The sequence below is a fragment of the Kocuria dechangensis genome (genome assembly GCF_014636775.1).
In the GTDB taxonomy this organism is placed as follows: Bacteria; Actinomycetota; Actinomycetes; order Actinomycetales; family Micrococcaceae; genus Kocuria; species Kocuria dechangensis.
In genome coordinates this window covers 185,829-208,382 of sequence record NZ_BMEQ01000005.1, presented here as the reverse complement: position 1 = coordinate 208,382, position 22,554 = coordinate 185,829, and the positions used below count along the sequence as shown (strand labels likewise).

19 protein-coding genes and 1 riboswitch are annotated in these 22,554 nt (G+C 73.9%); of the genes, 8 read left to right on the top strand and 11 right to left on the bottom strand.

Going from position 1 to position 22,554, the window contains the following annotated elements; genetic code table 11:
* Positions 1-3: 3 nt before the first annotated feature.
* Complete coding sequence (locus tag IEW07_RS07280; protein ID WP_229741628.1) at positions 4-1,206, bottom strand: PucR family transcriptional regulator; 1,203 nt, start codon at positions 1,204-1,206, stop codon at positions 4-6.
* Positions 1,207-1,299: 93 nt separating this feature from the next.
* Between IEW07_RS07280 and IEW07_RS07275 the strand changes: the two genes are divergently transcribed.
* The 3 genes from IEW07_RS07275 (at position 1,300) to IEW07_RS07265 (ending at position 5,230) form a co-directional block, all read left to right on the top strand.
* Positions 1,300-2,352, top strand: coding sequence for a ferredoxin reductase (locus IEW07_RS07275; protein WP_188535730.1), 1,053 nt, complete (start codon positions 1,300-1,302; stop codon positions 2,350-2,352).
* 51 nt (positions 2,353-2,403) lie between these two features.
* The gene (locus IEW07_RS07270) at positions 2,404-3,519 is read left to right on the top strand and encodes a fatty acid desaturase family protein (protein WP_188535728.1); all 1,116 of its coding nucleotides are present in this window, start codon (positions 2,404-2,406) and stop codon (positions 3,517-3,519) included.
* A gap of 211 nt (positions 3,520-3,730) precedes the next feature.
* Positions 3,731-5,230, top strand: a complete 1,500-nt coding sequence (locus tag IEW07_RS07265; protein ID WP_188535726.1) for an SDR family oxidoreductase — start codon at positions 3,731-3,733, stop codon at positions 5,228-5,230.
* 16 nt (positions 5,231-5,246) lie between these two features.
* Here the strand turns inward: IEW07_RS07265 and IEW07_RS07260 are convergent, their stop codons facing one another.
* From IEW07_RS07260 to IEW07_RS07245, 4 genes are all read right to left on the bottom strand, one after another.
* Complete coding sequence (locus IEW07_RS07260) at positions 5,247-6,116, bottom strand: sulfurtransferase (RefSeq protein ID WP_188535724.1); 870 nt, start codon at positions 6,114-6,116, stop codon at positions 5,247-5,249.
* A 56-nt stretch (positions 6,117-6,172) separates the two neighbouring features.
* A complete protein-coding gene (locus tag IEW07_RS07255; RefSeq protein ID WP_188535721.1) occupies positions 6,173-7,390 on the bottom strand; it encodes a cystathionine gamma-synthase in 1,218 nt (405 codons plus the stop codon).
* A gap of 8 nt (positions 7,391-7,398) precedes the next feature.
* Positions 7,399-8,709, bottom strand: a complete 1,311-nt coding sequence (locus IEW07_RS07250; protein WP_188535720.1) for an O-acetylhomoserine aminocarboxypropyltransferase/cysteine synthase family protein — start codon at positions 8,707-8,709, stop codon at positions 7,399-7,401.
* A gap of 14 nt (positions 8,710-8,723) precedes the next feature.
* Positions 8,724-8,855, bottom strand: a riboswitch (SAM riboswitch).
* Positions 8,856-8,962: 107 nt separating this feature from the next.
* Entirely contained in the window at positions 8,963-9,415 is a 453-nt protein-coding gene (locus IEW07_RS07245) for an Lrp/AsnC family transcriptional regulator (RefSeq protein WP_188535718.1), read from the bottom strand.
* Between the two features lie 231 nt (positions 9,416-9,646).
* Here IEW07_RS07245 and pdhA point away from each other — a divergent pair, with 231 nt between their 5' ends.
* Genes pdhA through IEW07_RS07230 form a run of 3 tightly spaced genes read left to right on the top strand, consistent with a single transcriptional unit; the run spans position 9,647 to position 13,316 of the window.
* Positions 9,647-10,840 (top strand): pyruvate dehydrogenase (acetyl-transferring) E1 component subunit alpha, encoded by a 1,194-nt coding sequence (pdhA, locus tag IEW07_RS07240; protein ID WP_188535716.1) that lies wholly within the window; start codon positions 9,647-9,649, stop codon positions 10,838-10,840.
* Positions 10,837-11,886 (top strand): alpha-ketoacid dehydrogenase subunit beta, encoded by a 1,050-nt coding sequence (locus tag IEW07_RS07235; protein ID WP_188535715.1) that lies wholly within the window; start codon positions 10,837-10,839, stop codon positions 11,884-11,886. Before pdhA ends, IEW07_RS07235 begins: the two co-directional genes overlap by 4 nt.
* 2 nt (positions 11,887-11,888) lie before the next feature.
* Positions 11,889-13,316 (top strand): dihydrolipoamide acetyltransferase family protein, encoded by a 1,428-nt coding sequence (locus IEW07_RS07230; RefSeq protein ID WP_188535713.1) that lies wholly within the window; start codon positions 11,889-11,891, stop codon positions 13,314-13,316.
* Between the two features lie 117 nt (positions 13,317-13,433).
* Here the strand turns inward: IEW07_RS07230 and IEW07_RS07225 are convergent, their stop codons facing one another.
* The 6 genes from IEW07_RS07225 to IEW07_RS07200 all read right to left on the bottom strand — a co-directional run bounded on the left by IEW07_RS07225 (position 13,434) and on the right by IEW07_RS07200 (position 21,135).
* Positions 13,434-14,690 (bottom strand): alpha-hydroxy acid oxidase, encoded by a 1,257-nt coding sequence (locus IEW07_RS07225; RefSeq protein ID WP_188535711.1) that lies wholly within the window; start codon positions 14,688-14,690, stop codon positions 13,434-13,436.
* 618 nt (positions 14,691-15,308) lie between these two features.
* The gene (locus IEW07_RS07220; RefSeq protein WP_188535709.1) at positions 15,309-16,490 is read right to left on the bottom strand and encodes a prenyltransferase; all 1,182 of its coding nucleotides are present in this window, start codon (positions 16,488-16,490) and stop codon (positions 15,309-15,311) included.
* On the bottom strand, positions 16,487-16,846 hold the full coding sequence (locus IEW07_RS07215) for a lycopene cyclase domain-containing protein (protein WP_188535707.1): 360 nt from the start codon (positions 16,844-16,846) through the stop codon (positions 16,487-16,489). Before IEW07_RS07215 ends, IEW07_RS07220 begins: the two co-directional genes overlap by 4 nt.
* On the bottom strand, positions 16,843-19,353 hold the full coding sequence (gene crtI / locus IEW07_RS21605) for a phytoene desaturase family protein (RefSeq protein WP_188535705.1): 2,511 nt from the start codon (positions 19,351-19,353) through the stop codon (positions 16,843-16,845). The genes IEW07_RS07215 and crtI overlap by 4 nt, the downstream gene beginning before the upstream one ends.
* Positions 19,350-20,456: a polyprenyl synthetase family protein gene (locus IEW07_RS07205; protein WP_188535703.1), complete on the bottom strand. Its 1,107-nt coding sequence runs from the start codon at positions 20,454-20,456 to the stop codon at positions 19,350-19,352. Before IEW07_RS07205 ends, crtI begins: the two co-directional genes overlap by 4 nt.
* Positions 20,457-20,490: 34 nt before the next feature.
* Positions 20,491-21,135, bottom strand: coding sequence for a MarR family winged helix-turn-helix transcriptional regulator (locus IEW07_RS07200; RefSeq protein ID WP_188535701.1), 645 nt, complete (start codon positions 21,133-21,135; stop codon positions 20,491-20,493).
* 38 nt (positions 21,136-21,173) lie between these two features.
* Between IEW07_RS07200 and IEW07_RS07195 the strand changes: the two genes are divergently transcribed.
* Together IEW07_RS07195 and IEW07_RS07190 are read left to right on the top strand one after the other, a co-directional pair.
* On the top strand, positions 21,174-21,968 hold the full coding sequence (locus IEW07_RS07195) for a glycosyltransferase family A protein (protein ID WP_188535699.1): 795 nt from the start codon (positions 21,174-21,176) through the stop codon (positions 21,966-21,968).
* Positions 21,965-22,552: a DUF2238 domain-containing protein gene (locus IEW07_RS07190; RefSeq protein ID WP_188535697.1), complete on the top strand. Its 588-nt coding sequence runs from the start codon at positions 21,965-21,967 to the stop codon at positions 22,550-22,552. Before IEW07_RS07195 ends, IEW07_RS07190 begins: the two co-directional genes overlap by 4 nt.
* Positions 22,553-22,554 lie beyond the last annotated feature (2 nt).

Below are 22,554 nucleotides of genomic sequence, written 5' to 3'. Positions count from 1 at the left end.
TCCTCAGTCCTGCCCGGCCAGGGCCTGCGCCCTGAGCACGAGCTCGAGCTCGAACCGGGCCTGCGGGTCGTTGAGCTCCTCCCCGAAGACCTCCCGCAGCTGGTTCACCCGGTAGCCCACCGTCTGCTCGTGGACGTCCAGCTCGGCGGCCATCGCGGCGCGCTGCCCGTGGTGCTTGAGCCAGGACAGCAGGGTGGCCCGCAGCCGCGACCGGGGCCCGGGCCGCAGGGCCTCCAGCGGCGCGAGCCGGCGCGCCGCCAGGTCCTCCAGCACCGTGTGCTCGGCGAGCAGCAGCAGGTCCGCGAGGTGCTCCGCGACCCACAGCGGGCCCTGGGCGTCCGTCCCGCCGCGGAGGTCCTCCTCCCGCAGCAGGTCCCGGGCCATGACCGCGAGCCGGAGGGAGTCGGGGGCGGCGTACCAGGGGCGGGCCGGGCCGATCACGGCCGCCCGCCCGGCGAGCCGGCGGGCGAGCGCCTCGCGCGCCGACGGGGAGGAGGGCTCGGGCAGGACCGCCACGGTGTCCCCCGGCCGCAGGGTCAGCAGCGCCTGCTCGCCCAGCCTGGACCGCAGCCCCTCCCGGCGCGCGCTCGGCAGGGTCACCACCACCACCCGCTCCGGCAGGACCCAGCCCGCGGCCGCCGCCGCGGCCCGCATCGCCTCCTCGTCCCCGTGCCCCCGGATGAGCATGTCCGCGACCGTGTCCCGCAGCCGGTCCCGGTCCCCCGCCCGCTCCGACTGCTCCGCCGCGTAGCCCTCCGCGCTGGCCGCGGAGAGCTCCTCGATGTAGGCGAGCACCGACTCCCCCAGCGCGATGAGGACCCTGGCGTCGAAGCCCGCGCCCATGGCCACCTCGGACAGGGAGCGCAGGGTGGTGCGGGCGCCCGAGCGGTAGGCGGCGAGCAGGGAGTCCATCGTCCGGCCCTCCCTCAGCTCGCCCCGCCCGAGCCGGACGTAGACCCCCCGGTCGTCGGGGGTCAGGGCGGGCCTGCGGGTGCCCGGCAGCTGCAGGAACCGTGTGAGGGCCACGTCCACGCCGCGCCGGATCGCCTCGCCGAACACCCCCTCCAGGGGCCGGGCGTACACGGGGACGTCGCGCCGGACGCCGTCGAGCAGCTCCTCGGTCACGTCCGGCAGGTGGGCCAGCAGGACCGGCGCCACGTCGGCGGGCAGGTCCGTCCAGGGATGGCGGTGGTCGACGTCCGGCATGATTCCCCGATTCATCTCTCGACAACAAGAACTGCACGCAAAGAGTACGTGCGAGTACGAGAATAGTTTGTCGGGATGAGTAAAACTGGCATCGTGCCTTCTTTTCGCCCGCTGTCCCGCATCGCCTCTGCGTTCACCACGCCGCTGACCCCCGCCGACTACCTGCGCCTCGTCAACCCGCTCTCCAGCGCCCGGCAGCTGCGCGCCGTCGTCACGGCCGTGCAGCCCGAGACCGCGGACTCCGTGACCATCCGCTTCCGCCCCGGCAAGGGCTGGAACCCGCACGAGGCCGGCCAGTGGGCGCGGATCGGCGTCGAGATCGACGGCGTGCGCCAGTGGCGCTCCTACTCCTTGAGCACCGGCGCCGGCCAGGACCCGGCCATCACGGTGACCGCCATGGGCACCGTCTCCACCGCCCTGGTCCGCGGCACCCGCGTGGGGGACGTGCTGTTCCTCGCCCCGCCCGAGGGCGACTTCGTGCTCCCCGAGCACCCCCGGCCTCTGCTCATGCTCACCGCCGGCAGCGGGCTCACCCCCGTCATGTCGATGATCCGCACCCTGGTCCCGCGCCGCGCGGACGCCGACGTGGTGCTCGTGCACTCGTCGCGCACCCCCGAGGAGGCCCTGTTCGCCGAGGAGCTGCTCGAGCTCGCGGACCAGTTCCCCGGCTTCCGCCTCGTGCAGTGGTTCACGGGCGAGCGCGGCCGCCGCCTCGACCTCACCACGACCTCCGACCTCGACGCCGCCTGCCCCGACTGGCGCGACCGCGCGTCCTACGCGTGCGGGCCCGTCGACTTCCTCGACGCCGCCGAGTCCCTGTGGAACCGGGAGGAGGGCGAGCTGCGGGTCGAGCGCTTCGCACCCGTCGTCGCCCCCGGTTCCGGCGGCGAGGGCGGACGGATCACCTTCGAGAAGACCGACAAGGAGGTCGAGGCCGACGGCTCCACGACCCTCCTCGACGCCGGCGAGAACGCCGGCGTGCTGATGAGCAGCGGGTGCCGCATGGGCATCTGCCACGCCTGCGTGACCCCCCTGCTCGCCGGCCAGGTCCGCGACACCCGCACCGGCGAGGTGCACGGCGAACCCGGCCACCTGATCCAGACCTGCGTGTCGACGGCCGCCGGGCCCGTGAGCCTCGACGTCTGACCACCCCCTGACCACCCCCGCTTCCCTGTCCCCGTTCCGAAGGAGCGCCCCATGACGATCGTCACCCCATTCCTGCTCGACTCCGGACAGCGCGCCGAGCCCGCCAAGCCGGCCGCCGCCGCCCACCTCACCGACGAACAGGTCGAGGAGCTGGGCCGGGAGCTCGACGCCATCCGCGCCTCTGTCATCGCCACGCGCGGGGCCAAGGACGCCGCCTACATCCGCCGCGTCATCGCCGTCCAGCGCTCCCTCGAGCTCGCCGGGCGCGCCACGCTGCTGTTCTCGAAGCGGAAGAGCGCGTGGGTCGCCGGGACCGGCATGCTCAGCGTCGCCAAGATCCTCGAGAACATGGAGATCGGCCACAACGTCCTGCATGGCCAGTGGGACTGGATGCGCGACCCCGACATCCACTCCACCACCTGGGAGTGGGACTTCGTGACCCCCTCCTCCGCCTGGCAGCACACCCACAACGACCTGCACCACACGTGGACCAACGTCATCGGCAAGGACCGCGACGTCGGGTACAACATCTTCCGCGTGGACGAGGCCCAGCCGTGGCAGTGGTGGAACATCGGCAACCCGCTTTACAACGCGATGCTCGCCCCCGTCTTCGAGTTCGGCATCGCCATCTACGACCTGGAGCTCGACCAGGTGCGGGAGGGCACCAAGCCGAAGTCCGAGCTGCGGAAGAACCTCAAGGCCCTGGGCAAGAAGTTCCTCAAGCAGGTCGCCAAGGACTACGTGGCCACCCCCACCGCCGCGGCGCTGACCGGCTCCGGCAAGCAGGCGCTCGCCGGGACCCTGACCGCCAACGCCGTCCGCAACGTCTGGGCGCACGCCGTGATCTTCTGCGGCCACTTCCCCGAGGGGGTCGACACCTTCACCGAGGAGCAGATCGAGGGCGAGACCCGCGGCGACTGGTACGTGCGGCAGATGATCGGCTCGGCCAACATCTCCGGGTCCAAGCTGATGCACCTGATGACGGGCAACCTGTCCTTCCAGATCGAGCACCACCTGTTCCCGGACCTGCCCTCGAACCGCTACGCCGAGGTCGCCGTGAAGGTGCGCGAGATCTGCGAGCGCTACGGCCTGCCCTACACCACCGGGCCGCTGCCCAAGCAGGTCGGCTCGTCCTGGGCGAAGATCTTCCGCCTGGCGCTGCCCTGATCCCAGGCCCCTTCCGCTCCCGGCCGCGCTGCGGCCGGGAGCGCATCCGGAACGGCCGCACACCTCGGGGGGTGCGGCCGTTCCGCGTGCGCACCGACCGCAGGACCGGCACCGGGACCGGTAGCCGGACCGACCGTGGCAGCGGCCGGGCTGCAGGCCGGACTGTCGGCCCGCGTTGGTAGGCTCGGGCCAACCGCACGAAAGGCAGACCATGAGCTCTCCCCAGCGCGTCCTCGTCACCGGTGCCACCGGGTACATCGGAGGGCGCCTGGCGCCCCGGCTGCTCGAGGCCGGCCACCTCGTGCGGGTCGCCGTCCGCAGCCCCGGCAAGCTGGACCACGTCCCGTGGCGGGACCGGGTGGAGATCGCGAAGACGGACCTCTCCGACCTCGACGGCATGACCGAGGCGTGCCGCGACGTGCACACCCTGTACTACCTCGTGCACTCCATGGGCAGCTCCCAGCAGTTCGAGGAGCAGGAGGCCGAGATGGCCCGCACCGTGGCGCTGGCCGCGGAGCGCGCCGGGGTCCGGCGCATCGTCTACCTCTCGGGGCTGCACCCGGAGGGCGTCGAGCTGTCCCAGCACATGCGCTCGCGCGTGCGCGTCGGCGAGATCCTGCTGGCCGGCGCCGTCCCGGCCGTCGTGTTCCAGGCCGGCGTGGTCATCGGCTCCGGCTCCGCGTCCTTCGAGATGATCCGCCACCTCGGCGACACCCTGCCGGTGATGCCCGCCCCGTCCTGGGTGAACAACAGCATCGAGCCGATCGCGGTCCGGGACGTCCTGCACTACCTCGTGCACGCCATGGACCTGCCGGAGGGGCTCAACCGCACCTTCGACATCGGCTCGCGGGACGTCATGACGTACGCGGACGCCATGCGCCGCTACGCCCAGGTGGCCGGACTGCGCCGTCGTCGCGTGTTCCACTTCCCCCTGCCGGCCCCGCGGCTGTCCGGGTTCTGGGTGGGGCTCGTGACGCCCATCCCGCTGGGCCTGGCCGTGCCGCTCGTGCAGTCCCTGCAGCACGACGCCGTCTCCGCCGAGCACGACATCGACGCCTACATCCCGCCGCCCGCCGAGGGGCTGACGGGCTACCGCCGCGCCGTCGCGCTCGCGCTGAAGAAGATCGAGGACAACAGCGTGGAGACGACGTGGGACTACCGTCCCGGCGCCACCTCCGCCGCCGATCCCCTCCCCTCGGACCCGGACTGGGCGGGGCGCACCGTCTTCGTCGACGAGCGCAGCCGGACGGGCGAGGCGGAGCCCGAGAAGGTCTGGAAGGTCATCGAGTCCATCGGCGGGCGCAACGGCTGGTACTCCCTGCCCCTGGCCTGGCGGGTCCGCGGCGCCATGGACAAGCTCGTGGGCGGGGCGGGCCTGAACCGCGGCCGCCGCGACCACACCGACCTGCAGGTCGGTGAGTACGTCGACTGGTGGCGCGTCGAGGCCATGGAGGAGGGCCACCGGCTGCTCCTGCACGCCGAGATGAAGGCCCCGGGCCGGGCCTGGCTCGAGCTGTCCGTGGAGCCCGAGGGCGACGGCAGCCGCTACAAGCAGCGGGCCATCTTCTTCCCGAGGGGCCTGCCCGGGCGGCTCTACTGGTGGGGCGTGTGGCCCTTCCACGGCTTCATCTTCCCGTCCATGGCCCGCAACATCCTCTCCCGGGCGGCCGCGCTGGACACGACCGAGGAGGGCGCCGCGTCGCGGCCCTGATCGGCCGGGACCTCGATCAGGCCGGGCCTGCGGCGACCGGGCGCGGGCCGGGGCGTCCCCACTCGCTCCAGGAGCCGTCGTAGACCGCCACGTCCTCCCGCCCGGCGAGGTGGGCGCCCAGGGCGAGCACGCACGCGGTGAGCCCCGAGCCGCACGTCGTGACGATCCGGTCCCCCTCGGGGACCGCCGCCGCGAAGCGGGCCCGCAGCTCGGGCAGGGGCAGCAGGTGCCCGTCCGCGGTCTGCAGCTCCGTGTGGGGCAGGCTGACCGCGCCGGGCATGTGCCCGGGGCGCAGGCCCGGGCGCGGCTCGGGCTCCGTGCCGGCGAACCGGCCGGCGGAGCGGGCGTCCAGGACGGTCGCGTCCGGAGCCGCCAGGGCGCGCGCGACGTCGTCCGCCGTCACGAAGAACTCCTCCCGCGGGACGAGCTCCACGTCGCCGGGCTCGGCGGGGGCCGGCGCGTGCGGGCCGGTCGGCCGGTCCTCGGCGGCCCAGGCGGGCAGGCCGCCGTCGAGCACCGCGACCCGCTCGAAGCCCGCGGCGCGCAGCATCCACCACACGCGCGCCGCGGCGAAGAGGCCCTTGCCGTCGTAGGCCACGACGGTGCTGCCGCGCCGGATGCCCAGGGCCCGGGCGGCCGCCGTCAGCTGCTCCGCCGGGGGCAGGGTGTGCGGCAGGCCCGAGGACGGGTCGGAGAATGGTCCGTCCAGGTCCAGCAGCAGGGCGCCCGGGATCGCCTCGTCGGCGCGGTTCAGCGTGGAGCTCGCGTCCACCAGCACCAGCCGGGGGTCGTCGAGGTGCTCGGCCAGCCAGGCCGTGCCCACCACCGGCCCGGGCAGCCCGAGCGGGGCGGTCGCGTCGTCGTCGTGCGGAAGGCTGTGCGTCATGCGCCCCAGGCTAGTGCGGACATGGCCCCGCCACGAGGGTCTGCCGTGAGCGCCTGCTACGCGGTGGCGGCCGCGAGCGCCCGCTCGAGGTCGGCGAGCTGGTCCTCGACGTCCTCGATGCCCACGGAGAGCCGCACGAGGTCGGCCGGCACGGCCAGCGGCGTGCCCTTCACCGAGGCGTGCGTCATCTCGGAGGGGTAGCAGACCAGGGACTCGACCCCGCCCAGGCTGACGGACAGCGAGTACAGCTCCGTGGACTCCGCGACCGTCCGCGCGGCGGCCTCGCCGCCGGCCAGCCGGAAGGAGACCATGCCGCCGAACCCGCGCATCTGGGCCGCGGCGAGCTCGTGGCCGGGGTGGCCGGGCAGGCCCGGGTAGAGCACGTGCGCGACCTCGGGGCGCTCGAGCAGCCACTCGGCGATCGTCTGCGCACTGGCCTGGTGCCGCTCCATGCGCAGGCTCAGGGTCTTGAGCCCGCGCGCCGCCAGATAGCTGTCCTGGGGGCCCGCCACGGCTCCGGCGGCGAACTGCTGGAAGCCCACGGCGTCGGTCAGCGGGGCGTCCCGCCACGCGGCGTCGCCCACGACCACGGCGCCGCCGAGGACGTCGGAGTGCCCGCCGATGTACTTGGTGGTGGAGTGCACCACGGCGTCCGCGCCGAGCGCGAGCGGGGTCTGCAGGTACGGGGAGGCGAAGGTGTTGTCGACGACGAGCAGCGCCCCGGCGTCGTGCGCGAACTGGGCCCAGGCGGCGACGTCGGCGATGCCGAGCAGCGGGTTGGACGGCGTCTCCAGCCACAGCACCCGGGTGGAGCCGGGCCGGACGGCCGCGGCCACGGCGTCGAGGTCGGTGATGTCCACCGGCGTGCTGCCGATCTCCCACGGCGCGAGCACCTTGGTGATCAGCCGGTTGGTGCCGCCGTAGCCGTCGGCGCCGAGCACGATGTGGTCCCCGGGCCGCAGCACCGCCCGGAGCAGGGCGTCCTCGGCGGCGATCCCGGAGGCGAAGGCGAAGCCCCGCCGCCCGCCCTCCAGCGCGGCGAGCTGCTGCTCGAAGCCGCTGCGGGTGGGGTTGGAGCCGCGGCTGTACTCGTGGCCCGCGCGCAGGACGTTGATCTCGTCCTGGGCGAAGGTCGAGGTCTGGTAGATCGGCGGGATGACGGCGCCGGTCAGCGGGTCGGGCTCCTGCCCGGCGTGGACGGCGGTGGTGGTGAAGCCCGGGGTGCGGGTCCCGGTGGTCGCGGACGCGGCGGCGGTGGTGGAGGCGGTGGTCATCGTGGGTCTCACTTCCCGGAGGTCTGGACGCGGTCGAGGGCCTGGCGGAGGTCCGCCACGAGGTCGTCGGGGGACTCGAGGCCGATCGAGAGCCGGATCGTGGTCTCGGCGATCCCGCCGGCGATCCGCTGCTCGGGGGTCAGCCGGCAGTGGGTCATGGCGGCGGGGTGGGCGACGAGGCTGCGGACGTCCCCGATGTTGGCGACCAGCTTGAACAGCCGGAGGCTGTCGATGAACGGGCCCACGGCGTCGTCGGGGGCGGCGAGGTCGAAGGAGAACACGGAGCCGATGCCGCGGGGGAAGTCCCGGGCGGCGATCCCCGCGCTGGGGTCCCCGTCCACGCCGGGGTGGTGGACGCGGGCGACGGCGGGGTGCCCGGCGAGGAACTCGGCCACGGCCAGGGCGGACGCGGTGTGCCGGGACACGCGCAGGTCGAGGGTCTCGGTGCCCTGCAGGATCTGGCTGGCGTTGAATGGGGACAGGGTCGTGCCGAGGTCGTGGACGTACTTGGCCCGGACCAGGTGCAGGTAGGGGCTGGCGCCGGCGCACTTGTCGACCAGGCTCTGCCCGCCCCAGCGGGCGCGTGCCGCAGTGAACTGCGGCCACTTCCCGGGCTGCGCGGCCCAGTCGAACGTCCCGCCGTCCACGACGGCCCCGGCGAGGGCGTTGCCGTGCCCGCCGAGGAACTTCGTGGCCGAGTGCACCACGACGTCCGCGCCCTTCTCCAGCGGCCGGTACAGCGCCGGCGAGGCGAGGGTGTTGTCCACCACGACGGGCACCCGGGCGGCCCGGGCGACCTCGGCGATGCCGGGCAGGTCCGGCAGGGTGGCCAGCGGGTTGCCGATGGACTCGAGCAGGAAGGCCCGGGTGTCCGGGCGCACGGCCGCGGCCCACGCCCCGGGCGCGGCGGGGTCCACGAAGTCGACCTCGATGCCGAAGTCGGCGAAGGAGTCGGTGAGCAGGTCCACGGTCCCGCCGTAGAGCTTCTCGGAGGCGACGAGGTGCTTGCCGGAGCCCTGGCCCAGCAGGGCCAGCAGGGCGACGGCGACGGCGGACTGGCCCGAGCCGGTGGCCACGGCGCCCACGCCGCCCTCGAGGTCGGCGATGCGCTGCTCGAGCACGGCGACCGTGGGGTTGCCGGTGCGGGTGTAGGTGAAGCCCGGGCGGGTCTGTGCGAACATCTGCTTCGCGGCCTCGTAGTCCGGGAACTCGAAGGCGGCCGACTGGTAGATCGGGACCGTCAGGGTGCGCTGGGTGAGGTCGTTCTCGGTGCCGGCGTGGATCTGCCGGGTCGAGAGGTCGTGGACGGTGACGGACATGGCGGTGCTCCTCGCGCTTGCTCTTACCCGCATCGGTCACCGGCTGCGCCACAGCCGGGATGCGGGCCGCTTCCTCATCCGAACCACCCATGAGCACGGGGTTGGTGCGTGGCCCAGTCGGAGCTTCGCGGCCACGTCTCGTGAAGCTGGGGCCACACTATGCGCATAGGCAGTGCCCGTTCCAGCCCCCGGCAATGTGACGACTGTGACGCGGGCCGTCGTCATGTGACGTCCCGCTGGGCGGGGCGGAGGCTCAGGCGCGGGTGTCGATGTCCTCGAAGATCAGGAACGTCTGGGTGTCCACGACGCCGGGCAGCTGCTGGATGTGCTCGAAGATGACCTGCCGCAGGTGCACGGTGTCCACGGCCCGCACCAGCAGCATGACGTCGAAGTTGCCGCCGACCAGGGCGATGTGGTGCACGGCCGGGATGGCCTGCAGCTGCTGGCACAGCTCCCGCCAGGTGTTCTGCCGGAGCTTGAGCGTCACGTAGGCGGAGGCCTGGAGGCCGGCCCGCACGGGGTCGACGACGGTGCTGAAGCGCTGGATGACGCCCTCCTCCCGGAGCCGGTTGATGCGGGCGTACGCATGGGCCCGAGAGACGTGCACGGCCGCGGCGATCGCGGTCACCGACTGCCGGGAGTCGCGGGAGAGCTCGGTGAGGATCTTCCGGTCGGTCTCGTCGAGCGGCACGGGGGTGGAGGGCACGGGAAGCTCCTGATGCGGTCGGGGACGGGGCACCGGACGAACCGGTGTGCTCCACGCCACACTAGAACATTTCGTCCATGCAGGACACGGTCCTGGATCCACAATTCTGCACTTTCGCGGATCTGTGGATACGAACCCGCTTCTCTTCCCATACTTGGGAGACAGAACCAGTTCCGTTGTCCCGTCTCCCCGCTCCGCACCCGGCTCGGGGACCGACCGAAGGGGAACCCCATGAGCCAGACCGTCGAGAACGTCGACGACCTCGACGACGCGGAGAACCCGATCCTGAAGGCCTCCCAGACCTTCGGGATCACCCCGGAGCAGTACATGCTCCCGGCCCGCGGCGAGATCCGCATGGTCGACCCGAACGGGTGCCTGCTGGCCCCCGAGGACCAGGGCACCGGCCCCGGCCACGAGTACCCCCTGCCGCCCCAGGACGTCCTGCTGGACGCCTACGAGAAGCTGGTGGTGGGCCGGCGCGTCAACGACCAGAACTCCGCCCTGGTGCGCCAGGGCCGCATGGCGGTCTACCCGTCCAGCCACGGCCAGGAGGCCTGCCAGGTGGCGGCCGCCCTGTGCCTGGAGGAGGGCGACTGGCTGTTCCCCACCTACCGGGACACCGTGGCCGTCATGACCAAGGGCGTGGACCCCATGGAGGTCATGGCGATCTTCCGCGGCGAGTGGCACAGCGGCTACGACCCCCACGAGCACCACGTCAGCATCCAGTCCACGCCGCTGACCACCCAGCTGCTGCACGCGGTGGGCGTGGCCCACGCCGCGAAGCTGCGCGGGGAGGACACCGTGGTGCTCGCGATGTGCGGCGACGGCGCCACCAGCGAGGGCGACTTCCACGAGGCCCTGAATTTCGCGGCCGTGTTCAAGCTGCCGGTGGTCTTCTTCGTGCAGAACAACGGCTACGCGATCTCCGTGCCGCTGTCCCAGCAGTCCGCGGCCCCGACCCTCGCCCACAAGGCGGTCGGCTACGGCATGGCCGGCGAGCGCGTGGACGGCAACGACCTCGTGGCCCTGCTGGCGACCCTGCGCCGGGCCGTGGACCTCGCCCGCTCCGAGTCCGAGCCCCTGCTCGTGGAGGCCCACACCTACCGCATGCAGGCCCACACCAACGCCGACGACGCCACCCGCTACCGCGACGACGCCGAGGTCCAGGAGTGGATCAAGAAGGACCCCGTCACGCGCATGCGCGCCTACCTGTCCGGGGAGGGCGTGCTGGACGAGGCCGCGGAGCAGCGCATCGCCGCCCGCGCCGAGGAGGTCGCCGCCACCCTGCGCGAGGGCATGAACGCCGAGGTGGAGATCGACCCGCTCGAGCTGTTCCGCCACGTCTACGCCGAGCAGACCCCGCAGCTCGCCGAGCAGGAGCGATTCCTGGCGGACGAGCTCGCCCGAGAGGAGACCGAGAAGTGAGCACCCTCGAAGCCCCCGCGCCGGCCCCCGAGGCACCGGTGCAGAAGCCGGTGACCTTCGCCCAGGCGCTGAACACGGCCCTGGCCGACGCGCTGGAGGCCGACGACGGCGTCGTCGTCTTCGGCGAGGACGTCGGCACCCTGGGCGGCGTCTTCCGGATCACCGACGGGCTGACCAAGCGCTTCGGCCGGACCCGCTGCTTCGACACCCCGCTGGCCGAGTCCGGGATCGCCGGCATGGCCGTGGGCATGGCGATGAACCGGATGCGGCCCGTCGTCGAGATGCAGTTCGACGCGTTCGCCTACCCCGCGTTCGAGCAGATCGTGTCCCACATCGCCAAGATGCACAACCGGACCCGCGGGGCCGTGCGGCTGCCGATCGTCATCCGCATCCCCTACGCCGGCGGGATCGGCGGCGTGGAGCACCACTGCGACTCCTCCGAGGCGTACTACGCCCACACCCCGGGCCTGAAGGTCTTCACCCCGGCCACGGTCGAGGACGCCTACCTCATGCTCCGCGAGGCGGTCGACTCGGACGACCCCGTCGTGTTCTTCGAGCCCAAGAAGCTCTACTGGTCCAAGGCCCCGGTCGACCTCGCCGCGCTGCGGGACCGCTACGAGGCCCGCTCCCCCGAGCGGCGGGAGGGCCGCGCCGTCGTCGCCCGCGCCGGGGACGACGCGACGATCCTGACGTACGGGCCCTCCGTGCCCACCGCGCTGGCGGCCGCCGCCGCGGCGGCGGCCGAGGGGCGCTCGCTGGAGGTCGTGGACCTGCGCAGCATCGTCCCGTTCGACGACGAGACGGTCGGGGCGTCGGTGCGCAAGACCGGGCGCGTGGTCGTCGTCGCCGAGGCCCCGGGCTTCGCGTCCGTGGCGAGCGAGATCGTGGCGCGCGTCCAGGAGCGCTGCTTCCACTCGCTGGCGGCCCCGGTGCTGCGCGTGACCGGGTTCGACATCCCCTACCCCGCGCCCAAGCTCGAAGAGCACTACCTGCCGAGCGTCGACCGCATCCTCGACGCCGTGGACGACCTGCAGTGGGAGGACTGACCATGACCGTGAAGACGTTCACCCTGCCGGATCTCGGCGAGGGGCTGACCGAGGCCGAGCTCGTCACCTGGCTCGTCCAGGTGGGGGACACCGTGGCGGTGGACCAGCCGATCGCCGAGGTCGAGACCGCCAAGTCCGCCGTGGAGGTGCCCTGCCCGTTCGCCGGGACCGTGCGCCAGCTGCACGGCGCCTCCGGGCAGACCCTCGACGTGGGCGCCCCGCTGATCTCCGTGGACACCGGCGCCGGCGACGGCGTCCCCGCGCCCCAGGGCGGCGGGCCCAAGGGCGGGCAGACCTACCGCGAGGAGGAGCGCGCCGGGGCGGACCCCGCGGCCGCGGCCGAGACCGCCGAGGACGGCTCCGGCAATGTCCTCATCGGCTACGGCACCCCGGGCGGGGGCTCCTCCGGGCGCCGGCGCCGGCCGAAGAAGGCGCCCTCCGCCACCCCGGCCCAGGCCGCCGCCACGGGTGCCGCCCACGACGCCATGGCCTCCGCCCCGCGGCTCGCGCCCACGGTGATCTCCCCGATCGTGCGCAAGCTCGCCAAGGACCGGGGCGTCGACATCTCGACCGTCCGCGGCTCCGGGCCCGGCGGGCTGATCCTGCGCCGGGACGTCGTGACGGCGGCCGCCTCCCCGGAGGCGGCGCCGGTCCCGGCCGCGGCGCCGGTGGCCGCACCGGTGGCCGCGCCGGCCGCCGAGGCCGTGGACGCCCGCACCGGCCTGGAGGTCGCCGGGCGCGTGCCCGTGAGCGGGGTGCGGAAGGTCATCGCGGAGGCCATGACCCGCTCGCGCACCGAGATCCCCGAGGCCACGGTGTGGGTCGACGTCGACGCCACGGAGCTGGTGGAGCTGCGGGCCGCGCTCAAGGCCCGGGATCCCGAGAACGCGCCCGGTCTCATGGCGCTGATCGCACGCTTCGTGCTCGCCGGCCTCGCCCGCTACCCCGACCTCGCCGCCCGGATCGAGACCCGCGAGGACGGCAGCCAGGAGATCGTGCGCTTCGACGGCGTGAACCTCGGCTTCGCGGCGCAGACCGACCGCGGGCTCGTGGTGCCGAACATCCGCGGCGCCCACCGGCTCAGCGCCCGCGGGCTCGACGCCGAGCTCAAGCGGCTCGCCGAGCGGGCCCGGTCCGGCAAGGCGTCCCCGGCGGAGCTGTCCGGCAGCACGTTCACCCTCAACAACTACGGGGTGTTCGGCACGGACGGCGCCGCAGCGATCATCAACCACCCGGAGGTCGCGATCCTGGGCATCGGCCGGATCATCGACCGGCCGTGGGTGGTCGACGGGCAGCTCGCCGTCCGCAAGCTCACCCAGCTCTCGCTGGCGTTCGACCACCGCGTGTGCGACGGCGGGGTGGCCGGCGGGTTCCTGCGCATGGTGGCCGACGCGGTCGAGAATCCGGTGTCGGTGCTGGCCGACCTGTAGCGGCCGGCTCCACCGCGGAAGAGGCCCGTCCGGACGGAACGCACCACGTGTTCCGTTCGGACGGGCCTCCTCGGCATGCGGGGCCGTTGTTCGCGACCCCTCGGCGCTGCCGCCGGGTCAGTAGGGCTGGTCGGTGACGGTCTCCCGCCGGCGCAGGTCGGGGTGGTTGCGCGTGCCCATCAGCTCCGGGCCCAGGCCACGGACCGACTCGGCACCCATGAGCTGCATGCTGATCCGGATCTCCTCGGCCAGCAGCTCGACGGCCCGCTCGACGCCCTGCTGTCCGCCGGCCATGAGCCCGTACAGGTAGGCCCGGCCGATCAGCACGAAGTCCGCCCCGGCGCACAGCGCGGTGATGACGTCGGCGCCGCTCATGACCCCCGAGTCCAGGATCAGCTCGACGCCCTCCCCCACCTCGTCCCGCACCTCGGGCAGGGCGTGCAGGGAGGCGGGAGCGCGGTCGAGCTGGCGCCCGCCGTGGTTGGAGACGACGAGGCCGTCGGCGCCGGCGGCCATGGACCGGCGGGCGTCCTCGCGGGTGAGCACGCCCTTCACGAAGAGCTTTCCCGGCCACACGGAGCGGATCCACTCGAGGTCCTCGTAGGAGAGGGTCGGGTCGAACATGGCGTTCGTGATGGTCGGCAGGTCGGCGCTCGTGCTCGACAGCGACGCGAACTTCAGGGAGTCGGTGGTCAGGAAGTTGAACCACCACTCCGGGCGGTGGGACGCGTCCGCCACGGTCCGCAGCGTGAGCTTCGGCGGGATGACCATGCCGTTGCGCACGTCCCGCAGCCGCTGGCCGGCGACCGGGGTGTCGACGGTGACGAGCAGGGTCCCGTAGCCGTTGCCGCCGGCGCGCTCCAGCAGGTCGCGGGAGCGGGCCCGGTCCTTCCACAGGTACAGCTGGAACCAGCGGGTCGCGTCCGGCGCGGCCTCGGCCACCTCCTCCAGCGACCGGGTGCCCATGGTGGAGAGCGTGAACGGGATGCCGGCCTTCCGGGCCGCACGGACACCGCCGATCTCGCCCTCCGCGTGCATGAAGCGGGTGAAGCCGGTCGGCGCGATGCCGAACGGCAGGGCGCTGCGGGCCCCCGCGATCGTGGTGGAGAGGTCCGGGGCCTCGATGCCGTGCAGGATGCGCGGCAGCAGCTCGACCGCGTCGAACGCGGCCCGCGAGCGCTCCCGGGTCAGCTCGCGCTGGGCGGCGCCGTCGGCGTAGTCGAACGCCGGGCGCGGGGTGCGGCGGCGGGCGATCCGGCGCAGGTCCCACAGGTCCGCGGCTCGCGCCAGCCGGACCGCGCGCCGGTCGAGGGACGGGGTCTCGAACTGCATGAGCGGGCGCAGCTCGGACCACCGGGGAAGACGTCGCTCCATCGCGGACCTCCTGGTCGGTGTGCTCCCGACCACACTACGACGTGATCGGGCGAGGAGGACCTGACGGACGCGCCCCTCAGTCGCTCTCCGGGCCGGAGCAGTACGGGCAGTCGGCCTCCGACGTCGCGGACTCGCACCGCGGCACGAAAGGCGTCCGGGACCTGACCGGGGCATGCTCAAGAACCGCCCGGGGCGGGGTGGCGGAGACGGTCGGCGGGAGTTCGATGGTCATCATGACTGGTCCTTGGTGAGAGTCGTCGTTGAGCGGCGGTCGCGCAGTGGACGGGCGGGAGGCAGCGGGCGAGCAACGGATCACGGATGGAGGCCTGTGATCCCCGCCACTGCTGAGGAGGTGGTGACTCCAGTATCGGCGGCTCCAAGTATCAGGAAAAGCAGTGCTTTCTGACGAACACTGGTTAGTAGTTCTGTGCGTTTCCTCCAGCTGGGGCGCACGAAGCTGCGGCTGGGGCGAGGAGACGTGATCAGCCCGCGCGGCACGTCGAGGGGGCGCGTTCGGTCGGCATCCGCGCGGCATTGCAGCGGAACGCGACCCCTCACGCGCGGAGAATGCGGGACGCGACCCCTCGCGCACAGAGGGGGGAGGGGGCGACTACGGGCTCAGTGTGCGAGCGCCCAGGACCAGATGAGCAGCATCGTCACCAGGAAGCCGGTGACGTAGTTCAGCCACAGGAACCGCTTCCAGCCCCGGTTGGCGCGCTCGCAGCCGGCGTCCGTGACGGTCAGGTACGGGGCCACGTTGGCCAGGTACGGCAGCACCAGCAGGGACGCCAGCGGCCCCGGCCAGGGCGTCAGCAGCATCAGCAGCCCGGCCGTCAGGTAGAACACGGCGGCGGCCCAGACGGTGGGGCGGGCGCCCAGGACCGTGGCGATCGACTTCAGCCCGCCGTCCCGGTCCGCCTGCACGTCCTGGACCGCGCCGAACGCCTGGGACGCCATGGACCAGAGGAAGAACCCGGCGCACAGGGCCACGGTCCCTAGCCGCCAGTCCGCCCCGGCGAGCACGAGCCCGTACACGGCCGGGGACACGAAGTGGGTCGCGGAGGTGGCCGAGTCGAGGAACGGGACCTCCTTGAACCGCAGCCCCTTGGCGCTGTAGGCCACCACCGCGAAGAGGCTGACCACGAGCACCCACGCCGCCGCGGCACCGCCCACCAGGAACAGCCAGGCCAGGAACGGCAGGGCGAGCAGGACCGATCCCACGAGGATCATCCGGTGCTCGGAGCGGTCCACGAGGGCGCCCTCCACGCCGCCCTTGCGGGGGTTGAGGAGGTCGGACTCGTAGTCGAAGACGTCGTTGATCCCGTACATCAGGAGGTTGTAGGGGAACAGGAAGAACAGCGTCCCGACCACGAGCGGGAGGTCCACCCGCCCGGTGGTCATGACGTAGGCCGCCGCGAACGGATAGGCGGTGTTCACCCAGGACACCGGCCGCGACGTGGCCACGAGGGTGCGCACGGTCGCGGTCAGGCGCCCGCGCTCCCCCAGCCCCCACCACAGCGCGGGCAGCAGGAGCAGGGCCGCGAGGGGATAGGCGAAGTCCTCGACCGGCACGAGCCCGATCCGCAGCTCCGTGATGTGCCCGTCCCCGTAGTCGAAGAACCCCGCGGCGATCATGAGGTTGTCGAACACGACGGTCAGCACCGCCAGCACGGCGAACGAGAGGCCGAGGACCGCCGGCGCCCGGCGTCCCGGCGGCGCCGGGGAGGGCGCGCGCACCAGCAGCGTGGCCGGCACGAGCGCCAGGGCGAGGAACACGGGGATGATCATCGCGTAGGTCACGGGGCGTCCACCTCCCGGCGCGCCTCCGGGGTGACGACGGCGGCGCGCCGGCCCAGCAGCTGCTCGGCCAGCCGCACCACGTTCATCGTGAGGTAGCAGAGGAAGACCAGGAACACGACCTCCTCGACCGGGATCTGGGGCGCCACCATCCACCCGGTCGCGAACCGGCTCTGGCTGTGCAGGAAGATGCCCAGGCCGATCCCGGCCACGTCCCACGCCAGGAAGAACAGCACGCCGACCAGCAGCACGAGGGCCGCGCGCCGGGCGTCGGCCGCGAAGAACAGCCTCCGCCGCACGTCCAGGACCACCATCCCGGCGAGGCTGAGGAGCAGGAACCCCAGGTACAGGAAGCTCATGCGCCCGGCACCAGCGGCTCGGCGAGGCGGCCCGTGGAGGTGTCCCCCCGGAGGTCCTTGAGCAGGATCTCGGCGCTGATCAGGCACATCGGCAGGCCGATCCCGGGGATGGTCGAGGCCCCGCAGTAGTGCAGCCCCTGGACCCGGCGGCTCTTGTTGGTGCCCCGGAAGAACGCGGACTGCTTCAGGACATGGGCGGGGCCGAGCACGTTGCCGCGCCAGGAGTTGAAGTCCCGCCGGAAGTCCTCCGGGCCCACGGTGTGGCGCACCACGATCCGCTCCCGGAGGTCGGGCACGCCCGCCCACTGCGCGATCTGGTCGATCACCCGGTCCGCGGCGGCCTCCACGGCGGCGGACCCGCCGCCGTCCGGACCGCCCGCGCCGAGCCCCGGGTCGGCGGGCACCGGCACCAGCACGAAGAGGTTCTCGTGGCCCTCGGGGGCGACGTCCGGGTCCGTGGCCGACGGCTTGCACACGTAGACCGACGCGGGGTCCGGGACGCGGGCGGGCTCGTCGAAGATCGCCCCGAAGTTGGTGTCCCAGTCGTCGGTGAAGAACAGGCTGTGGTGCGGCAGCTCGGGCAGCTCCCCGCGCACCCCGAGCATCACGAGCACCGCGCCGGGACCGGTCTGGCGGCCGTCCCAGTAGCGCTGCGGATAGGTCTGCAGCGCCGGCGGCAGCAGCTGCGTCTCCGTGTGGTGCAGGTCCGCGGCGGAGACCACGACGTCGGCGGCGAGCTCGTGCTCGGCCCCGTCCGCGTCCCGCCAGACGACGCCGGTCGCCCGGGGCCGGCCCGCGCCGCCGGCGTCGGGGGCGGTGACGATCCGCACGACGTCGGCCTGCGTGCGGATCCGTGCCCCGTGGGCGACGGCGAGCCGCTCCACGGCCTCGATGATCCGGCGGAACCCGCCCTGCGGGTACTGCACGGAGTCGGCGAGGTCCATGTGGCTCATGAGGTGGTAGAGCGAGGGCGTCATCCGGGGCGCCGAGGCCAGGAAGACGGCCGGGTAGCCGAGGACCTGGCGCAGCCGGGTGTCCTGCACGGTCCGGGCCGCGAGGTCGTGCAGGGACCCGGTGAGGTGCCGGGCGAGGCCCGGCAGCCCGGCCACGACCGCCCGGGTCAGCAGCGGGGTGAACGACGCGTAGGAGGTGTAGAGGAAGTGGTCGACGGCGAGATCGTACGTGCGCTTCGCGGAGCCCAGATAGGCGCGGATCCGGGCGCCGGCCCCGGGCTCCACGGCCTCGAACTGCGCCACGGTGTGCTCGAGGTCCGAGCGGATGTCGAGCGGCTCGGCGTACTTCTCGCCCCACACGCGGTAGGCGGGGTCGAGCCGGACGAGGTCGAGCTCGGCCGAGGCGCTGGAGCCCATCAGCCGGAAGAAGTGGTCGAAGACCTCCGGCATGAGGTACCAGGAGGGCCCGGTGTCGAAGCGGAAGCCGTCGCGCTCGAGCAGCCCGGCGCGCCCGCCCGTCGTCGTCCCCCGCTCGAGGACCTCCACGTCCCAGCCGTCCCGCGCGAGCAGGCCGGCCGCGGCGAGCCCGGCGATCCCCGCGCCGACCACGACCGCCCGCCTTCCCCCGGGCGCGGGGGCCGGGGCGCGGCGGCGGGTGCGCGCCTTGGCGACGGCGGCCGCCGCCAAGGCGGCCTTCCGCGGGTTCGGGACCTGCACGCGGGTGCTCAGGAGGTCGCGGGCCGGGGTGGCTCGGATGCGCACGGACAGCTCCCGGAAGAGGTCGTGGGCGGCCAGCACGGCCGCCCGGGAGGACGGGGGCAGGTCGCCGACCACGGCGCGGGCCGCGGCGAGGTCGGCGTCGATGTCGTCGAGCAGCCGGTCCTTCTCCGTCTCGGAGAAGGCGCCGGGCTCGACCCCGGGGAAGTAGACGCGGCCGAGCTCGCCGTAGTCCTCGGCGAGGTCCCGCAGGAAGTTCACCTTCTGGAACGCGGCGCCGAGCCGCCGGGCGCCGGCCACGAGCTCCGCGCGGCGCTCCTCGGGGACCGGCCGGTCCATGAGGAAGACCTGCAGGCACATCAGCCCCACGACCTCGGCCGAGCCGTACACGTACTCGTCGAGGGAATCGGCGCTGTGCCGGTCCTCGCTGAGGTCGGCGCGCATGGACGCGAAGAACGGGCGGATCAGCTCGGGGCCGATCCCGGCGCGCCGGGCGGTGCGGGCGAAGGCGTGCACCACGAGGTTGCTGCTGAAGCCGCGCCCGATGGCCGCGTAGGTCTCCGTCTCGAGGTCGTCCAGCAGCTCGCGGGCGCCCCGGGCGGAGACCCCGGAGCCCGCGCTGGCCCCGTCCACGATCTCGTCGGCGATCCGGACCAGCGCGTAGACCGCGTAGACGTGCGGCCGGACCTCGGGGCCCAGCAGCCGGCAGGCCAGCCCGAACGAGGTCGAGTAGCGGCGGATCACGGTCGCGGCCGCCTGCAGGGCGGCGTCGTCGTAGCGGGCGGCGGCCTCGGCCGGGGAGCCGGCGTGCTGCGGGCGGGACGGCGCGGCGCTCATCGGGCGCGCTCCGTGGCGCCGGCCACGATGCGGCGCAGGTCCCGGTCGAGGTCCGGGGGCAGGTCCGCGGCGTCGAGCAGGGCCCGGGCCTCGGCGGCGCAGCCCGCGACCATGTCCTCCACCTCGCGCCGGGCGCCGCACTGCTCGAGGAGGTCGCGGGCGCGCAGGGCCTGCTCCCCGCTGATCTCGTGCCGGTCCAGGAGGGCGTCGAGCTCCTCCCCCGCCGGCGTCCGCTGGGCGACGGCAACGAGCATCGTCCGCTTGCCCTCCCGCAGGTCGCTGACAGCGGACTTGCCGGTGGTCTCCGGGTCCCCGAAGACCCCGAGCAGGTCGTCCACGAGCTGGTAGGCGGTGCCCACCGCGCGGCCCAGCCGGCCGAGCACCGCGACGTCCTCCTCGGGGGCGCCGCCGAGCACCGCACCGGCCTGCAGGGGCGTCTCGAAGGAGTAGACCGCGGTCTTCAGGCACGTGGCCGCCAGGACGTGCTCCCGCGCGGGGCGGGCGCCGGGCAGGGCGTGGTCCACGTCGAGCAGCTCGCCGGCGGCGGAGTGGAAGAGGGCCTCGTCGAGCAGGTCGAGGATCCGCGGCAGGCGCTCGCCGGAGATCCCCGAGCGCGCCACGAGCCGGTAGGCGCCGGCCAGGGCCAGGTCACCGGCGATGACGCCGACGCTGGCCCCGTACTGCCGGGCGTGCTCGGGCGGGGAGCCGGCCGCCGCGGCGCGGGCGGCGGCGGCCGCGTTGATCGTGGGCTGGTGCCGGCGCTGGTCGTCCTGGTCGATGACGTCGTCGTGGACGATGAGCGCGGTGTGCAGCAGCTCGAAGGCGGCGCCCACGGCCTCGACCGCGGCCTCGGGCTCCCGCCCGGGATAGGCGCCGGCCGCGAGGCGGACGAGCCGGGGCCGGATCCGCTTGCCGCCCGAGCTCAGCCGCGCGACCTCGGCCCACAGCTGGGCGAAGCCGGGGGCCACGGTGCCGGCCCGGTCGGTGGCCTCCGCGAGGAAGCCGTCGAGGGCGGGCGCCGACCCGTTCCCCGCACGGGGTGCCGCCGGGGCGTCCGCCGGGGCGCCGTGCGGAGCCGATGCGCGCGAGGAGACCGTCACCATGACTCCATTCCACCACAGTCGTTCGAAAATCGAATCAATTACCCTCCTCGTCTCCTCCGGGGGCCTCCGGGTCCTGCGCGGCGCCTCCCGGGCGCCCCTCGGGCCCCTCCCCCGGCACGGCCTGCGCCCCCGCCTTCCGGCCCGGGGCCGGGTCGGCCCCCTGGGCGGCGCGCCGGCCCGCCCGGCCCACCGCGTCGGTCAGCTGCGGCAGGCGCCGCCGCAGCACCTCGAGCTCCTCGTCCGTGCAGTCGTCCAGCACGGCCATCAGCTCCTCCGTCATGGCGGCGAACATCTGCCGCCCGGAGCGGTAGGCGTGCTCCGTGGCCCGGAGGCTGACCTCGCGCCGGTCGTGGGGATCCACCGCCCGCACGAGGTGGCCGGCGGCGACCAGCCGCTTGATGACCGTCGTCGTCGCCGAGCCGCTGAGCACGAGCCGCCGGGCGATGTCCCCGGCGCGCACGGGCCGTCCGGCCCGGTTGGCCTGCATCACCTCATTGAGGGCGTGGACGTCCTTGTGGGCGAGCCCGAAGCCGCGGCGCACCTGGTCCGCGTAGCGCTCCGCCTCGGTGCTGAAGAGCTGGAGGAGGAAGAGGACGTCGAAGCCCCGGTCCCCGCGGCGCGCGCCGCCCGCCGGCGCCGGGGCGCCGGACCCGCTGATCGTGCCCTCGTCGGCCTGCATGTGCCGATTCTAGGGGGCGGGCACGAGAGAATGGGCCCATGACGGACAGCAGGAGCGAGACCGGCCACGACCGCACCCCCGTCGTCTCGGTGGTCGTGCCCGCCCGGGACGACGCCGTGCACCTGGCGCGGTGTCTGCGCCTGCTCGCCACCCAGACCCGCCCGCCCGACGAGGTGGTGGTCGTGGACAACGGCTCGACCGACGGGACCGCGGACGTCGCGCGCGCCGCGGGGGCGCGCGTCGTGGTGGAGCCGCAGCTCGGCATCCCGCCCGCGGCCGCGACCGGCTACGACGCCGCCCGCGGGGACGTGGTGGTGCGCTGCGACGCGGACACCGTGCCCGGCCCCGGCTGGATCGCCGGGCTCCTGGCCGCCCTCGAGGCCGACGACGGCGCCGTGGCCGTGTCCGGGCCCGGGCGCTTCTACGGGCTCCCGCCGGGGCTCGACCGGGCGGTGTCCGCCGTCTACATGGGCCTCTACGTCGTCAGCACGGGCGCCGCGCTGGCCCACCCGCCGCTGTTCGGGACCAACATGGCGATGCGCCGCTCCTGGTGGCTCGAGGTCCGCGACGGGGTGCACCGCCACGACCCCGAGCTGCACGACGACATGGACCTCAGCTTCCGGCTGGCCCCCGGCCGGCGGATCGTGTTCCGCCCGGGCCTGGCCGTGGGCATGTCCCCGCGGGCCCTGCGGCTCGGCCCGGCCGGCGCGCGGCGCCTGGCCCGTGCCGGGCGGACGCTGCGGGTGAACTGGGCGCTGGAGCGGCCGTGGGAGCGGTGGCGCTCCCGGCTCGACCAGCGGTTCGGCGCGGGCAGCGGGCGGGACCGCGCATGAGGCCGCTCGTGCTGGTGGTGCGCTGGTGCGGGCCGCTCTCGGTGCTCGCCACCGCCGCGCTCTTCGACGCCGTGGGCGCCGCCGTGATGATGCTCGTGTGCCTCGGCGTCACCGTCACGTGGCGGGCCCGCCTCCCGGCCGCCCTCGAGCTCGCCACCGACCTGGTCCTGCTGCTCGCCGCGTGGAGCTCCGTGTTCCTGCTCTACGAGCGGCTGTCGTACTGGGACCTCGTCGTCCACTTCGCGGCGACCGCCGTGCTGGCCGAGCTCGCGTTCCGGGCGCTGGAGCGCTGGGGCCGCCTCGCCGCGCCGGGGGCCGTCACGCACGTGCTCGTGGTCACCGCCCTGGGCACCGCCCTGGCCGTGGTCTGGGAGTACGCGGAGTTCGTGGGCAACGTCGCCGTGGACCCCCGTGTGCAGGTCGGCTACGGGGACACCATGGGAGACCTGGCCGCGGGCAACGCGGGAGCCGTCGTGGCGGGCATCCTCGGGGCCTGGGCCCGGCTTAGAGTGGACCCACCGGCGTCCGCTCCGGCGCGCACACCGGCCGACACCGTCGGAGAGACCGCAGAGGGAACGGGGTAGCC

Coding starts and splice junctions, on each gene's coding strand:
- IEW07_RS07280 (WP_229741628.1), bottom strand. CDS start 1,206: ATGCCGGACGTCGACCACCGCCATCCCTGGACGGACCTGCCCGCCGAC.
- IEW07_RS07270 (WP_188535728.1), top strand. CDS start 2,404: ATGACGATCGTCACCCCATTCCTGCTCGACTCCGGACAGCGCGCCGAG.
- IEW07_RS07265 (WP_188535726.1), top strand. CDS start 3,731: ATGAGCTCTCCCCAGCGCGTCCTCGTCACCGGTGCCACCGGGTACATC.
- IEW07_RS07260 (WP_188535724.1), bottom strand. CDS start 6,116: ATGACGCACAGCCTTCCGCACGACGACGACGCGACCGCCCCGCTCGGG.
- IEW07_RS07255 (WP_188535721.1), bottom strand. CDS start 7,390: ATGACCACCGCCTCCACCACCGCCGCCGCGTCCGCGACCACCGGGACC.
- IEW07_RS07250 (WP_188535720.1), bottom strand. CDS start 8,709: ATGTCCGTCACCGTCCACGACCTCTCGACCCGGCAGATCCACGCCGGC.
- pdhA (WP_188535716.1), top strand. CDS start 9,647: ATGAGCCAGACCGTCGAGAACGTCGACGACCTCGACGACGCGGAGAAC.
- IEW07_RS07230 (WP_188535713.1), top strand. CDS start 11,889: ATGACCGTGAAGACGTTCACCCTGCCGGATCTCGGCGAGGGGCTGACC.
- IEW07_RS07225 (WP_188535711.1), bottom strand. CDS start 14,690: ATGGAGCGACGTCTTCCCCGGTGGTCCGAGCTGCGCCCGCTCATGCAG.
- IEW07_RS07215 (WP_188535707.1), bottom strand. CDS start 16,846: ATGAGCTTCCTGTACCTGGGGTTCCTGCTCCTCAGCCTCGCCGGGATG.
- crtI (WP_188535705.1), bottom strand. CDS start 19,353: ATGAGCGCCGCGCCGTCCCGCCCGCAGCACGCCGGCTCCCCGGCCGAG.
- IEW07_RS07205 (WP_188535703.1), bottom strand. CDS start 20,456: ATGGTGACGGTCTCCTCGCGCGCATCGGCTCCGCACGGCGCCCCGGCG.
- IEW07_RS07200 (WP_188535701.1), bottom strand. CDS start 21,135: ATGCAGGCCGACGAGGGCACGATCAGCGGGTCCGGCGCCCCGGCGCCG.
- IEW07_RS07195 (WP_188535699.1), top strand. CDS start 21,174: ATGACGGACAGCAGGAGCGAGACCGGCCACGACCGCACCCCCGTCGTC.
- IEW07_RS07190 (WP_188535697.1), top strand. CDS start 21,965: ATGAGGCCGCTCGTGCTGGTGGTGCGCTGGTGCGGGCCGCTCTCGGTG.